Origin of the sequence: Clostridium sp. CM027, assembly GCF_024730565.1 — a bacterium.
Classification (GTDB): domain Bacteria; phylum Bacillota; class Clostridia; order Clostridiales; family Clostridiaceae; genus Clostridium_AD; species Clostridium_AD estertheticum_B.
Genome location: NZ_CP077725.1, coordinates 3,588,137 through 3,603,709, shown reverse-complemented (window position 1 = coordinate 3,603,709; position 15,573 = coordinate 3,588,137). Strand labels below are relative to the sequence as shown.

The 15,573-nt window shown below is 31.1% G+C and carries 15 protein-coding genes; 4 read left to right on the top strand and 11 right to left on the bottom strand.

The features are described from left to right. Window positions 1-86: 86 nt before the first annotated feature. From KTC92_RS17155 to hcp, 10 genes are all read right to left on the bottom strand, one after another. Window positions 87-245, bottom strand: a complete 159-nt coding sequence (locus KTC92_RS17155; protein ID WP_165411718.1) for a hypothetical protein — start codon at window positions 243-245, stop codon at window positions 87-89. A gap of 67 nt (window positions 246-312) precedes the next feature. After that, window positions 313-543 (bottom strand): DUF1292 domain-containing protein, encoded by a 231-nt coding sequence (locus KTC92_RS17150; protein ID WP_165411717.1) that lies wholly within the window; start codon window positions 541-543, stop codon window positions 313-315. Between the two features lie 369 nt (window positions 544-912). Continuing rightward, window positions 913-2,280: a CCA tRNA nucleotidyltransferase gene (locus KTC92_RS17145; protein WP_253198084.1), complete on the bottom strand. Its 1,368-nt coding sequence runs from the start codon at window positions 2,278-2,280 to the stop codon at window positions 913-915. 35 nt (window positions 2,281-2,315) lie between these two features. Next, complete coding sequence (locus KTC92_RS17140) at window positions 2,316-3,179, bottom strand: hypothetical protein (RefSeq protein WP_165411716.1); 864 nt, start codon at window positions 3,177-3,179, stop codon at window positions 2,316-2,318. 120 nt (window positions 3,180-3,299) lie between these two features. Then, window positions 3,300-4,505 (bottom strand): DNA polymerase IV, encoded by a 1,206-nt coding sequence (locus tag KTC92_RS17135; protein WP_220286036.1) that lies wholly within the window; start codon window positions 4,503-4,505, stop codon window positions 3,300-3,302. Between the two features lie 186 nt (window positions 4,506-4,691). Then, window positions 4,692-6,401 (bottom strand): phosphoenolpyruvate--protein phosphotransferase, encoded by a 1,710-nt coding sequence (gene ptsP, locus KTC92_RS17130; protein ID WP_216302005.1) that lies wholly within the window; start codon window positions 6,399-6,401, stop codon window positions 4,692-4,694. Window positions 6,402-6,413: 12 nt separating this feature from the next. Next, window positions 6,414-6,677 carry an HPr family phosphocarrier protein gene (locus KTC92_RS17125; protein WP_216302004.1) on the bottom strand — a complete coding sequence of 88 codons (264 nt, stop codon included), beginning with the start codon at window positions 6,675-6,677 and terminating at the stop codon, window positions 6,414-6,416. Window positions 6,678-6,689: 12 nt separating this feature from the next. Next, a complete protein-coding gene (locus KTC92_RS17120; protein WP_165411712.1) occupies window positions 6,690-7,181 on the bottom strand; it encodes a PTS glucose transporter subunit IIA in 492 nt (163 codons plus the stop codon). A 304-nt stretch (window positions 7,182-7,485) separates the two neighbouring features. Next, on the bottom strand, window positions 7,486-8,322 hold the full coding sequence (locus tag KTC92_RS17115; RefSeq protein WP_216302003.1) for a PRD domain-containing protein: 837 nt from the start codon (window positions 8,320-8,322) through the stop codon (window positions 7,486-7,488). 299 nt (window positions 8,323-8,621) lie between these two features. Then, on the bottom strand, window positions 8,622-10,265 hold the full coding sequence (hcp, locus tag KTC92_RS17110) for a hydroxylamine reductase (RefSeq protein ID WP_216302002.1): 1,644 nt from the start codon (window positions 10,263-10,265) through the stop codon (window positions 8,622-8,624). Window positions 10,266-10,646: 381 nt separating this feature from the next. On the opposite strand from hcp, the gene KTC92_RS17105 reads away from it, so the two are divergent. From KTC92_RS17105 to KTC92_RS17090, 4 genes are all read left to right on the top strand, one after another. After that, window positions 10,647-11,180 (top strand): ECF transporter S component, encoded by a 534-nt coding sequence (locus KTC92_RS17105; protein ID WP_216302001.1) that lies wholly within the window; start codon window positions 10,647-10,649, stop codon window positions 11,178-11,180. Between the two features lie 148 nt (window positions 11,181-11,328). Next, window positions 11,329-12,936: a Na/Pi cotransporter family protein gene (locus KTC92_RS17100; RefSeq protein ID WP_216302000.1), complete on the top strand. Its 1,608-nt coding sequence runs from the start codon at window positions 11,329-11,331 to the stop codon at window positions 12,934-12,936. A 174-nt stretch (window positions 12,937-13,110) separates the two neighbouring features. Then, entirely contained in the window at window positions 13,111-13,587 is a 477-nt protein-coding gene (locus KTC92_RS17095; RefSeq protein WP_216301999.1) for a YtxH domain-containing protein, read from the top strand. A gap of 30 nt (window positions 13,588-13,617) precedes the next feature. Beyond that, a complete protein-coding gene (locus KTC92_RS17090; RefSeq protein WP_216301998.1) occupies window positions 13,618-13,959 on the top strand; it encodes a hypothetical protein in 342 nt (113 codons plus the stop codon). Between the two features lie 244 nt (window positions 13,960-14,203). On the opposite strand, the gene KTC92_RS17085 is transcribed toward KTC92_RS17090, so the two are convergent. Next, window positions 14,204-15,523, bottom strand: a complete 1,320-nt coding sequence (locus KTC92_RS17085) for a replication-associated recombination protein A (protein WP_220286037.1) — start codon at window positions 15,521-15,523, stop codon at window positions 14,204-14,206. Between the last annotated feature and the right edge of the window lie 50 nt (window positions 15,524-15,573).

Below are 15,573 nucleotides of genomic sequence, written 5' to 3'. Positions count from 1 at the left end.
TTAAACTATATACTATCATAGCTTAGATAACAAACACCTGCTCTTTTTATTAATGTATCTTTTATTATTTATTTTTTTTCATGTACCTAATATCCATTTTTTTTGGTTTCAAAAACACTTTCGTTATATGCGCTTTCTTCAACGGTTTGAATAATTTGATTTTTAGAATGTCCATTTTGTGTTTTTGTATCTTTCTTAATATAATCACGTAAATTTTCCTTCTTAGCTTCTTCACGACTCTTCATATATACTCCTCCTAATTACTTATTATTACTACATACTTCTAAATATGTTGCCTCTGCCACCGCAGTATTACTGCTCGCTAAACTTCTGTAATACTTTTTTAAACTCTTGGCCCTGTCCTATGGACAAGTATTCTGTTTCTCCATTAACTACAACTGACTTGTAAGCATATGCCTCATCCGAATCTTTAGGACCAACTATCACATATTCATTTCCATCCATTTTAATAGCATCGATCAGTTCTAAGTCGACTTTCTCACCATTTTCATTTAGTACAGTAATTATTTCACTAGCTTTCAAACACTACACCTTCTCTCATGTATTATTTTGTGCCTAAGTAAATGTTTTATACCAAATTTTCATAATAACTCAAAAGGAAATCTCCTAGGATAAAAAAAAATGCATCCGTATAACTTTCCCCTGTGCGACCTGAAATCATTTCCAGAGAAAGTTCATACTATTATGCATATCTATATTCGAAGGAGATACTATTCAAGAGCTTCTAACACTCTTTGAAGCAAATGGAGCATTACATTTTGATATTTCACCTATTGAAGGAACTCCTATAAAGGATTTAATACCTATGATTCTAAAAACTATGAAAAATAAGGGAAGTAAAGAACCTTTACTTGAAGAAATTGGAGAAGAGTAGTCTTCGATTTTAGTTTTTCACTTTACATATTCATCATAAATTATAGCTAAAAGTTTCTCTTTACTATTCAATTGCGGATTTTCTAATACTTTATCTAAAAGAAATCTAAGCATATCACCTATTTTTTCTCCTGGTTTAATAGAAAATTCACTCATTAAATCTCCACCGTTTATTGCAAGTTCTTTTATAGATAGTGGAACTTTAGATTCTAAGATAGCTAATGTTTTTTCTTCTACCTTATTAATTTCTTTTAATCTCACTTCTGGAAAACGTGAACCTAGTGCATCCGCTCTTTGCAAGGCGAAGAGATCACATACTAAATCTACACCCACTCTATTAATAAGACGTTTTACAGATGCATCTGTTGGTTTTGTAAGCACATTCATATGTTCCCTTACTAAAACACTAATTTCACTTATACTTTGATTATCAAATCTAAGACGCCCTAGTATTTGCTCAGATAATATAACACCTTTTTTATCATGTCCATAAAAATGACCTATCCCATCTTTGTCAATAGTGAAACAGTAAGGTTTAGCTATGTCATGTAATAATGCTGCTATTCTCACATTAAGTGAATGTGGGCATTTTTCCACAACCGACAAAGTATGTTCAAATATATCTTTATCATGATGAGGATTTTGCTGATTAAACCCTACAGCTAATTGAATCTCTGGTAGTATGACCTCTAATAGTTTAGTCTCTTCAAGTAATCTTAAAGCTTTAGTAGTATTATTAGATACCATCATTTTGCATAATTCATCTCTAATTCTTTCATTACTTACATTTAATATAAGTAACGAATTTGCTTTTATAGCCTCTAAAGTTTTTTCTTCTATTTCAAAATCTAACCTGGCTGAAAACCGAATAGCTCTAAGCATTCTTAGCGCATCTTCTTGAAACCTTTTATTAGGCTCACCTACGGCTCTAATTATTTTATTCTCTAAATCTTCGGTGCCACCAAAATAATCTATAAGCCCATCTTCCTCATTAAAAGCTAAAGCATTTATAGTGAAATCACGTCTTGATAAGTCTTCTTTTAAATTTAAAACAAAAGTAACACCATCCGGTCTTCTATTGTCCAAGTATTCACCATCTATTCTGTAAGTTGTAACTTCGTATCCATCTCCATTTATCATAACAGTAACAGTTCCGTGTTTTATACCTGTAGGCACAGTTTTGTCAAAGAGTTTGATAACCTCTTGTGGTAGGGCATTGGTAGTTACATCATAGTCCTTGGGCATGGATGTCCCGATTTTGGAATCACGTATACTTCCTCCCACTATATAAGATTCATATCCATTATTTTTTAAAGTGTCTAAAATTACTTTTACATCATTTGGTATAAACATAAAGCCTACAAATATAGTATTATCTTTAATCATTCCACTCACCCTTTATTTTCACTGTAATCTTAATTCTAAATATACATTGCTATAGGTATAATTTCAATCACAGATCCGGTAATTTCTATTTGTTTTTTATCATAATCACTAATTAAACTTGTATCTTTTAGAAATCTATTTTTAAATTCTTTAAAATACTCTTCATTCAAATAATCAAAGTATGTGCCACTTAGTAAACTATAGTTATTAATTTCATTTTCCTTTGGAATTCTTACCACCTTACCAAGGACAGTGATTTTAGCACCTTCAATATAATCTAAATTGTCTGCCATATTTTTTATCTCTAAGGGCACTACAACTTTTGTATTGCTCGTCCCTATATTACTACTAATGAATTTTAAACATTTTTCTCTTTTACAATTTTCCATATCATCTTTCAAGACCTTTAAAACTTGCTTCTTAACTCTTTGCTCTTGGCTTTCAGCACCGTTTTCCACAGTTTCCGGTGAAAAAGCCAATTGCATTTCCATAACCCTAATCATATCTTCTATATATTCTATAACTGGATTTTTATACAATTCACTAGTAAACTGAACAAAATCAAATTCCTTCATATTCTTTACATCACTCTCATTATTTATAACCTTTAACAAACTTTGATCATTTAGTATATTTTTTATCCTTGACAGTATTGTTATTACAATCGAAACTCTTTCTTCAATTTTCTGCGACGAGAATTCATTAAGAAGTTGAACATTTAAATCTCCTTGCCTTATTTTACCACAAGTAAGTTCATATAATGGTGTATTGGTACTAATAGTTAACTGTTTTCTCGTACTTTCACTTTTGATTTCGGCAAATTCCTGTATTACAATTGTATATAAATTATTTATCATATTTTCATTAAGGTATAATGGTATAAGTGCTCGATTATCCATATTTACATATACCTCCGTTACATTTTCTCAAATAATACTTCTTACCTAGTCTATATCATTTTTTTATTATTTAGAACAACAGTGTATAATATATATTTGTTCTCTTTGCGACTTAATAAACTATTTATTTTTTAGAAATACTGATTTCATAACTGAAGTTTCACCATATTTGCGTCTAATACTGTCTATAGTTTTGTCTATTGCCCTTTTCTTTTCATCAGAATCATTACCAATATCAAAAATTGATATTTGTTTGAAATTATCCTCACTTAGATTATTAAGAGAAACTCCTAGTAGTCTTATTGGATCTCCCTTCCATAATTCATCAAAAAGTTTTTTTACTGTTTTTAGTATTTCCTGCGTTGAATCTGTAGCACTTTTTAAAGTCGTGCTACGCGAATAATCAACAAATTCATGATTCCTTATAGTTATGCAAATACAGTAGCAGCATTTTTTTATATTTCTTAATCTAGAAGCTGTGTGCTCTACTAATGCTAATAATATTTTATAGGCTTCATCTTTACTTTTAATATCTTCTGATAATGTAGTCGAATTGCTTATTCCTTTTAGCTCATGTTTATTTGACTTTACCTCTCTATTATCTATACCATTGGCATATTTCCACATCATAAGTCCACTACTTTTAAAGTGGTATTTCAAAAATCCAACATCATACTGAGCTAAATCTCCTATAGTAAATATGTTTAAATTATTAAGCCTAGGAACGGTTCTCTTTCCAACCATGAAAAGCTCACCAACTGGAAGATTCCACAGTTTCTTTTCTATTTCATTTTCATAAAGCGTATGCACTTTATCAGGTTTCTCAAAATCAGATGCCATCTTAGCTAGAAGCTTAACATTTGATATGCCCACATTTACTGTAAATCCAAGTTCATTTTTTATTCTGTCCTTAATATCCCAAGCTATCTTGAGTGCTGCTTCTTTTGAGGTATTATAACTTGTCATATCTAGAAAACATTCATCTATAGAAAATTTCTCCACATAAGGTGTATAGTCTCCAAAAATTTCTCTCATACTTCTACTACATCTTTCATATAACCTAAAGTCAGGTGATATAACTATCATGTTTTTACACTTCTTTCTTGCAGTAAATAAACTCTCTCCTGTTATTATTCCACTTTTTTTAGCTATCATAGATTTTGCGAGTACTACTCCTCTTCTAGACTCCGCGTCCCCGCCTATTACCGAGGCTATATCTCTTAAATCAATATCCGAGCCTTTTCTAAGTTTATCCGTAGCACTCCAAGAAAGAAACGCTGAATTAACATCTATATGAAATATAAGTTTCTCTTTTAATTTAATCATCTAATCTCATCCTTTACATAATGGACATTTATGAAGGCATCCTTAAAATATTTTTCACATAAATATATTATATAGAATTTTAGTGCAAAAAAGCAACCTATCCTTTATTAAGAATAGATTGCTTTAGTGAAACGATTGATTTTATTACTTATACGTTAGTATAAGCCTTATTTACTAATATAGGCCTTATGCCTTAATATTAGCTTTTATATATTCCTTTATTTCATCTGAATCTCCAAATGATAATACTGGTTCTGATAGCTTTATGCATTCTTCATAGCTAGAATTTGTAACAGTTTTACGTGCTCTTAATATTGAAGAGGCACTCATACTAAATTCATCTAATCCAAATCCAAGTAGTACAGGAATAAGATTTGTATCCCCTGCCATTTCACCACACATGTTTACCTTTATTCCTGCCTTGTGACCATTATCTATTACGATTTTAATAAGTCTTAAAACAGCTGGATGATAAAAATCATATAAATATGATATTTTCTCATTCATTCTATCAACTGCCAATGTATATTGAATTAAATCATTAGTACCTATACTAAAGAAGTCTACTTCTTTAGCTAATACATCTGACATTATTGCAGCTGATGGTATTTCTATCATAATACCCACTTCAATATTCTCATCAAATACTACGCCCTCTGACTTAAGTTCATTTTTACACTGCGCGAGTATTTTTTTAGCCATTCTAAGTTCTTGAAGATTGCATATCATAGGAAACATGATTTTAAGCTTGCCATATGCAGATGCCCTTACTAAAGCTCTTAATTGAGTTGTAAATACGTCTGTTCTATCAAGGCAAAGTCTTATAGCTCTATATCCTAAAAATGGATTCATTTCCTCGTCCATAGGTAAGTAATTCAATTTCTTGTCTCCACCAATATCTAAGGTTCTTATAATAACAGGTTTTCCATCCATTTTTTCAATAACTGACTTGTATTCCTTAAATTGTTCTTCCTCAGTTGGAAGTGCATCTTTTGACATATATAAAAACTCTGTTCTAAATAATCCTATAGCTTCTGCACCATTTTTCAAAACAGATTCTAAATCTTCCGATGATCCTATATTTGCAGCTAATTCAACTGTTTTGCCATCTATTGTAGTAGATTTCATAGTGGCATATTTAAGTAGCTGATGTTTAGATTCAATGAATTCTTTTCGGCGTTCTTTATAATCGTTTAAAGTCGCTTCATCAGGATTAATTATAACTATACCTTCTTCTCCATCTACAATAATTAAATCGCCATCTTTAATTTCACTTATGCCATTACCTGCACCTACGACTGCTGGTAACTCTAAAGAACGTGCAATAATTGAGGTATGTGCAGTTTTCCCACCTATTTCAGTTACAAATGCCAAAACTTTAGCTTTATCAATTTGTGCTGTATCTGACGGAGTAAGATCCTTTGCTATTATTATACACTCTTCTTTAATTTCTGAAATAGAAGCTACTTTTATACCCATTAGCACATTTAACACTCTTTTGCTTACATCTCTAATGTCTGCTGCTCTCTCAGTCATATATTCATTATCCATATTTTCAAAAATAGCTGCTGTTTGTGCTGCTACAGTTTGTAGTGAGTATTCAGCATTGAATTTATCGCTTGCTATTTTCTTTTGAATAGATCCTATGAATTCTGGATCCTCAAGCATACATAAATGTGCTTCGAATATTTCTGACTTCTCACTGCCTAGCTTTTCTTTTACATTTTTAACTATTTTTTCAAGTTCAGTAATTGCTTCTTGCAAGGCATCATTAAACCTAGCTAGCTCAACCTCTGAATCTATTACCTTGCTTTCCTTTATCTCTAAGACTTCTTCTCTAATAACTAATGCTTTGCCTATAGCTATTCCAAGAGATGCACCTATTGCCTTTAACATAGCTTATTCCCCCTATTTTCCAAGTCCTTCTTCTATAAGTTTTACCATAGCTACCGCAGCGGCTTCTTCATCATCACCAGTAGTTTTTATTGTTATTTCATCATCTTTAACAGCTGCCATACACATTATAGCTACTATACTTTTTGCATTATACTCATTGCCCTCTTTTACTATAAGAACTTCTGATTTAAACTTAGAAGCCTCTTTAACTACTGATAATGCCGGCCTTGCATGTATTCCACTTTCACTTTTAACTATTGCTTTTTTTTCCATCATAATATACGCTCCCTATTTTTTTATTTTTATTGTTATAACTTCATCATTTTTATCTACAGTCCCTAACTTAAATTCTACAGATTCCATTATTTCATTATCTGTAAGAACTAGAACACTTAAATTAGTTTTAGCTTTAGCTTTTATTAATTCATTATTAAAAGTTAATAATTTATCTCCAGCCTTAACTTGTTGTCCCTTTTGCGCAAAAGCTTCGAAGCCCTCACCCTTCATCTCTACAGTATCAATACCTATGTGAAGTAGTATCTCTATACCTTCTTTGCTCTTTAAAATTAAGGCATGTTTTGTAGGGAATACTTGAAGAATTTCACCATCAACTGGTGAATATAATACTCCTTCTGTAGATTCAAATCCTATCCCATTACCTAACATTTTAGATGAAAAAACTTCATCAGGTATTTCTGATATGTCAAAACATCTTCCCACAACTGGAGATTTTAAAATCATACTCTTTCCTTCTTTGCTCTTTTTTAAAAAACTAAACATTTTTATCATCCTCGCCTTTCTCTAAGGTAGATTCAATTATTAATTATTATCCACCTAAAATTTCTTTATTATGAGATTTCACTTTAAATCTTAAATAATTATATAAACATTAGTTTATGCAATCTTTCGAATTTCAAATACATTTTAAAATCCACTAAAGTAGCTTTATCTACTTTAGTATCTTTATACATTCTTTTTAAAACGTTCTAAAAAAAGACATAAACTAATAAGATGCTCATTAGCATTTTATATGGCTCATGCCTGATCTAATCAGTAACACACCTAACATTATAAACTTTGTTTTTTAATTTGATTGCTTTAATCTATGTACATGCATACAAATATATGAAGCTTCATCTTCACAAACTTCTTTTGAAAGTTTTTCTGATATAAATTCACATACTTTCTTAGAAATTTCAAAGTCTTCGCTCATCTGAGCTTTAACAGATCCCAGCATTACATTTTTTAGAACCTTATCATTATCTATTCTATCTAAAGCATACCTTAAATGAGAAACTAATCTCCCATATTCCATTGATTTTTCACTAGTTTTTATTCCAAGTAACTCTTGGATATATTCCATTACTTCTTTAACGATTCTAGTATACTTAAGGCTTTGAGACACTTCCTCGTTAACTCTTGCAGAATATATATGAAGAGTAATAAAACCGATTTCACTTTCTGGCAAAGCCACATTTAATTTTTCTTTGATAAATTTTGTTCCTTTTTCTGCTATGCTATATTCATTAGGGTATAATGTTTGTATTTCATTTAGAAATGGATTAACTATATTAATTCCAAGTTCCATTCTTTTAATTGCAAAACTAATATGGTCGCTTAGACCAACATGTATATGTGAATTTAATTTTTCTTGTAACCTATCTTCCGCAAAAGAAATTATTTCTTCTGCTACTGCCAATATTTTACCTTCTACATTTTGAATGATTTCCACATAGTTAGCTTTTTCACTATCATCTATTTTAATAAATTTCTGGTCTATGGCACTCCCTTTAGCTATAAGTTCACCAGGTTTTTTACCAAATCCTATTCCTTTACCAAAAAGAACATAGACATTATCGTCTTTCTCTGAAACAACAACATTACTACTAAGAGATTTTAATACCTTATAATCAATATTCATGTTAAAATTACCTCTTCTATAGTTTAAAATACATTTTGGAATTATTCAAGGGTTTTTTAAAATATATTCTCGAGAATTTAAATATAGCCACTTAAATTGTCGAATTTCACTTAATTTAAAGATTAATCATTATTATTTTGCTTTTAACTATTAAATTAATGTAAACTTATTATGCAATGTAATTAAATCATCTCCTGGATCGCTGCACATATACTCCCACTTATAGAAATTGGAGACTTTCCTTCTGAAATGTCATTAAATAAGTACAAGCACCCTTTTTAGGATGCTTGTTCAACTTCTTAAGCCATAAACATTTTTATATCTTCTTCTACGCTAGAAATTCCAGCTATTCCAAAGTTCTCTACTAATACATTGACAACATTTGGGGATAAAAATGCTGGTAATGTTGGTCCTAAGTGAATATTTTTAACGCCTAGGTGAAGTAATGCTAATAACACTATTACAGCTTTTTGCTCATACCATGCAATATTATATGTTATTGGTAATTCATTGATATCATCGAGTCCAAATACTTCTTGTAGCTTCATTGCAATAACAACTAATGAATATGAATCATTACATTGTCCTGCATCTAGGACTCTAGGAATTCCACCAATATCTCCAAGTTCTAATTTATTGTATCTGTATTTTGCACAACCCGCAGTTAAAATAACTGTATCTGTTGGTAATTCTTTTGCAAAATCAGTATAGTATTCGCGGCCTTTCATTCTTCCATCACAACCAGCCATTACAAAGAATCTTTTAATTGCTCCTGTTTTAACAGCTTCTACAACTTTATCAGCTAATGCTATTACTTGATTGTGAGCAAATCCTCCAACTATTTCTCCTCTTTCAATTTCAATTGGTGCACTACATTTTTTTGCATGCTCAATTATAGCTGAAAAATCTTTTGCAGTTCCATCTTTCCTATCAGCTATATGGTTCATGGAAGGAAATCCAGATGCTCCAGTAGTATAAACTCGCTCTTTATAAGAATCCTTTGGAGGAGTAATACAGTTTGTTGTCATTAGTATTGGTCCATTAAAGCTTTCAAACTCTGAATTTTGTTTCCACCACGCATTTCCGTAGTTACCTACAAGTTGATCATATTTTTTAAAAGCTGGATAGTAGTTTGCTGGTAACATTTCACTATGAGTATATACATCTACTCCTGTACCTTCTGTTTGTTTTAACAATTCTTCCATATCCTTTAAATCATGTCCACTAATTAATATTCCTGGGTTATTACGGGTTCCTATATTAACCTTTGTAATTTCTGGATTTCCGTAGGTAGTTGTATTAGCTCCATCAAGTAGTGCCATAGCATCTACTCCATATTTACCACACTCAAGTACCAATGCAACTAATTCATCAACAGATAAGTTATCATTAGTAGTTTGTGCAAGTCCTTTTTGCATAAATGCATGCAGGTCATTGTTTTCATACCCTAAGTTATATGCATGATCAGCATAAGCTGCCATTCCTTTGATACCATAAGTTACAAGTTCTCTTAAAGATCTTACATCTTCATTTTCTGTTTTAAGAACTCCTACATTCATAGATTTGCTCTCAAATTCTTCAGAAGTACCTGTCCATATTGCACATTCTGGTATTTTACCATCTATTACTCCACCAGCATTTACGAGTTCTGCCTTAATTATTTCACGTAATTCTAATGCTTTTGTTATTGTTTCTATAAATCTAACTTTATCAAAATTTGCATTTGTTATAGTCATGAATAATCCATTTACTACAAATTTATTTACTTCTTGATTTTCTACCCCTAGTTCCCTTGCTCTTGTGCTATAAATTGATATTCCTTTTAAAACATATATTAATAAATCCTGCATATTAGCTAAATCCTCTGTTTTACCACAAACTCCTCGTGATGTGCATCCTGTGCCCTTTGAAGTTTCTTGACATTGATAACAAAACATACTCATTGTAAATTCCTCCTGTTTTTTGGATAGATAATAATTTTATAATGCCGCTTTCAAATAAATAGCCTCATATTAACTTGGTATTTATTTGAATGCACTAATTATCTTCCATATAAAAATTTAGTATTTTGAATAATTAACATCAACATAAGTAATCTGTCCTTTATTGTTGAACTACCTTTATTATAGTTGCGCACAGATTGAAAGTCGGTAACAAATGTTACAGCATTAATATTTTCTCACTGTTCTTTGTTATTATTTACCAAATATGTATTCTCCACTGCTTCTATTAGTATGCACTTATTGCTGATACCATATAATATCAGCATTTGTCTATTATTATGGTATAATTAGTATTTAAAAAACTATTTAGGAGTGAATAAAATGAAAAATAGAAATGTTACTAACCTGGTAAAAGCAAGTCTTTTTCTTGCTCTAGCTATAGTTTTTCAAGTAGTAGGAAAGACTTTACCTGGAATAAGCCAATTTTTTGTTGGACCAGCTGTTAATGCTATCCTTATACTTACAGCTGCAATTTGTGGAGGTGGTTACGGAGTATTAGTAGCTTCTTTAACTCCGCTACTCGCCTGGTTAACTGGACAACTTGCCAGCGTTTTAGGACCCTTCCTCCCCTTTATAATCATTGGTAACATAATATTTGTTCTTAGTTTTGTAATTTTAAATAAACGTGGAAAATATGGTGAACATTTAGGAGTTATAACTGGGGCTTTTATAAAATACATATTTCTATCAATTTCCGCATCAAAACTTATTCCCTTATTCAATCTAAATATGCCTCCAAAAATAGTTAATAAACTAGTTATTACTATGGGGTCACCTCAGCTTATAACTGCGCTCATTGGAGGAGCTTTTGCATTAATACTAATTGAAATTTTAACAAAAAGAAGAATCTTATAGACCTTTCTTTAATATTTCGCAATATTTGTTGAAATAATGTACATTTTTTTTTTAAAATTAACATAAATTATCGAAACTTAACACTAACTTAACATTGTTGTGATAAAATTTCATCGGAATATTCTATTTAGAGGAGTGTTATTAAAATATGGATTATAAAATGATTTTTCAACTTTTAGGTGGTTTAGGACTATTTGTATACGGAATGAAGCTAATGGGCGATGGTCTCCAGAAGGCTGCTGGCGAAAAGCTAAAAAAAATGCTAGAGGTTCTAACTAGCAATAGGTTTTTCGCTGTACTCGTTGGTGCAGGTGTCACTGCAATTATTCAAAGCAGTAGTGCTACTACAGTAATGACTATAGGTTTTGTAAATGCAGGGCTTATGAATTTATTCCAAGCTGCTGGGGTTATTATGGGAGCAAATGTTGGTACTACAATGACTGCTCAACTTATAGCCTTTAAACTTACAGATGTCGCACCCTTTGTTCTTGCAATAGGTGCTGCTTTAGTTTTATTTTGCAAGAATAAGAAAACTAAAGACATTGGCGAGATTGTTTTGGGTTTCGGTATATTATTTGTTGGTATGTCAATGATGGAAACTGCTATGAGTCCTTTAAGTGAACTAGATAGCTTCAAGAATCTTATTTTAGTTTTAGGAAAGCACCCGTTCATGGGAGTTATTGTTGGTCTTTGTATGACAGCAACAATTCAAAGTAGTAGTGCTACTATTGGAATATTAATGGCACTTGCTTCAAATAGTAGTATAACGCTTGCTGTTGCACTTCCGATACTTTTCGGGGATAATATTGGAACCTGTGCTACTGCACTACTTGCAAGTATAGGCACAACTAAAAATGCTAAAAGAGCTGCACTGTTACATTTGATTTTTAACTTTACAGGCACATTAATATTTATGGTAGCTTTCAAGTTAGTATTAAAAATTGTTCCGATGTTTGGTGGAGATGTTCAAAGACAAATTGCAAATGCTCACACATTATTTAATGTATCAAATGTGTTTATACAAGTTTGGTTTATAAATGCTTTAGTTAAAATTGTTAATAAATTAGTACCTGGTGAGGATGAAAAATCATCTGCTCTAGTACTCGAATACTTAGATCGAAGACTACTGGAAACTCCTTCTATCGCAGTTGGACAACTTATTAAGGAAGTTACTAGAATGGGTCAATTAGCCTCGGTAAATCTTTCTAATGCGATGCAATCTTTCCTTAATTGTGATGAAAAAATGATGAACTCAGTTATTGATCATGAGGTTACAATTAACTATCTTGAGAGAGAAATAACTAGTTATATGGTGTCGCTTTCAAACACATCTCTATCCGAACATCAATCTGAAATTATTACTTCTCTTTACAATGTTGTAAATGATATAGAGAGAATTGGAGATCATGCTGACAACTTAGGTGAGCTTGCTAAAAGCAGAATGGTTAATAAACTCATTTTTTCAGAAAAATCACTATCTGATGTTACATATATGTTTGAAACTGTAAAATACTGTGTTGATAACGCAATAGCCGCTTTAGAAAATTCCGACTTAGAATCTGCTCGCAAAGCAATGAACGTAGAAAAAAAGATAGATACCATGGAAAGACAGCTTAAAAAGGAGCATATATCTAGGTTAAGTCGCCTTGAATGCACTCCTGCTGGTAGCTCTGTGTATCTAGAACTATTAACCAATCTTGAAAGAGTTGGAGACCATTCAAATAATATTGCACAAATGGTTGTAAGCTCTAATTAATCATATGAAAACAAAAAAGATTAGGACCTAGTGTAAAACTAAGTCCTAATCTTTTTGTTTTAATTTGTACTTGTCAGTATATTTTTTTACATTTCCTATATGTATTGACAAAAGTCTACATATTGTATAATATACAACCATATAATGTTTTTATATTTAGAGGGGGAAACATTTATGATATTTTCAAATTGGTATAAAAAACAAAAAAAAGAAAAAGAAAGAAAATTAAGAATTAAAGCTGCAAAAAAAATACTTATTGGTACCGCAGCTGGAAGTCTTAGTGGTTTATTAGGTGGTTTACTTTTTTCGCCAAAATCCGGAAAAGAAACTAGAGAAGATATTGCTCGTTCATCAAAAGAGCTTACGAGAACTATTAATAATAAAGTCTCTGATGCTAAAGATAGTGTAACAGATGCTAAAATTAAAATTAAACAAAAAAGTGCTGACCTTAAAGAATCTCTTAACAGTAAAGTCTCAGATGCCAAAGATAGTGTAACAGATGCTAAATTTAAAGTTTCTCAATATTTAAATGAAAAAAAGACTTCAAAAGTAATTTCTGAAACAAAAGATGATATGACTATAACTGACAATGAAGATTTAGATACCGTTGTAGGACAACCTGTTATAGTTGAAAATGAAACTAAAAAATAATCAAAATTTTATAGAATAGTGGTGTTATTAATGTATATAAACTTTTTTAAATTAGGACAAGGCTTATTGCTTTTTCTTGGTGTAGTCATTTTAATTATACTTATAATAGGGTTATTAAAACTTATTAAAACTATATCAAGTGTAAACTCAATTATCGAAAAAAATGAAGATAATATAGATGAAATATTGTCTGTTTTACCAAAAACATTTAAAAACTTATATGAGGTAACAGACAACATAAAAGATGTTACTGAAGTAGTAGTTAAAACAACTGCCTCTGCCATTGGTACAACAGAATATTTTGAAAAATATTTAGTATATATAGTAGATATTTTAACTATTATAAAAAAAATATTTTCAAATAAAAAATAAACAAGTATATATTACTATTAATGCGTTCACTTCGCTAAGAACTACTAATTTTATTTTTAGTTAATCTGCTTAAAAACATAAACTCGCTGTCGCTCAAACATATGTTTTTCTTAACGCATCTTAATTAAAAATAAAACAAGAAGTTCTAAAGCTCGCTTAAATGCATTATACGTAATATATACTTTTTTTTGCGCATTCAAACAAATGAGGCAGATAACATAAACCTAAGTTTATGTTATCTGCTTCATTTGTTTGAATGTGACTTAAGGCGTTCTTTAATTTTTTTCTCATATCCATTGTCAAGGGCTTCATAATATACTTTGCCAATTAGGTCATCAGGCAAATATTGCTGCGCTACATAATTCCCCTCATAATCATGCGGGTACAAATATCCTACTCCATGTCCTAGTTTCTTTGCACCACTATAACTTTGATCCCTTAGATGTACAGGTATTTCCCCTATATTTTTTTCTTCTACATCTTTAATTGCATTATTTATAGCCATATAAGATGCATTACTTTTGGGAGCTGAAGCTATATAAATTGCAGCCTGTGCTAAAATAATTCTTGCTTCTGGCATGCCTATAAACTGAACCGCTTGTGCTGCATTATTTGCTACGAGTAGCGCAATAGGATCAGCATTTCCCACATCCTCGGATGCAGCTATTACAATTCTCCTGGCAATAAACTTTGGATCCTCCCCAGCGTATATCATTCTAGCAAGGTAATGTACTGTAGCATCAGGGTCCGATCCTCGCATACTTTTAATAAACGCAGAAATTACATCATAATGCTCGTCTCTATTCTTATCATATTTTATATGCTTTTTTTGGAGACATTCCTGAACAACTGCAAGGGTTATTTTTATTTTACCATCTTCATCTCTATCCGTAGTGAGTACTGATAATTCCAAAGCATTAAGTGCACGTCTTGCATCGCCATTTGCCATATCTGCAAGATAACTTATAGCTTCACTCTCCATACAAATATCGGTGTTCCCAAATCCTACTTCTTTATCAACAAGCGCACGTGCAATAATCTTTTCAATATGTTTTTTCCTTAATGGTTCTAATTTAAATAGCATAGATCTAGATATTAATGCATTATTGACTTCAAAATACGGATTTTCCGTAGTTGCTCCAATTAAAACTATTGTGCCTTTTTCTACAAAAGGTAACAATGCATCCTGTTGAGCTTTATTAAATCTATGAATTTCATCTATAAATAATATGGTTTTAGTATTGTACATGCCTAAATTATTCTTAGCGTCAGCTACCACTTCTCTTAATTCTTTTAGCCCATCTGTTACAGCATTAAGTCTAACAAAATTAGATTTCGTTGTATTTGCAATAACTTTAGCCAAGCTAGTTTTACCTGTACCTGACGGACCATAAAGTAGTAACGAAGTTATCTTATCCGCTTTTATAGCTCGGTGTAAAAGCTTTCCCTTGCTTAAAATATGCTCTTGCCCTACATAGTCTTCTAATTTTTCAGGTTTTAATCTCTCAGCGAGCGGTGCTTCTTTTTGTAAGTTCTTTTGTGCTTGTAATTCAAACAGATCCATATAATCACCTTTAAATCTTTCGTTTAGTTTAAAACGCTCTATTATAATTA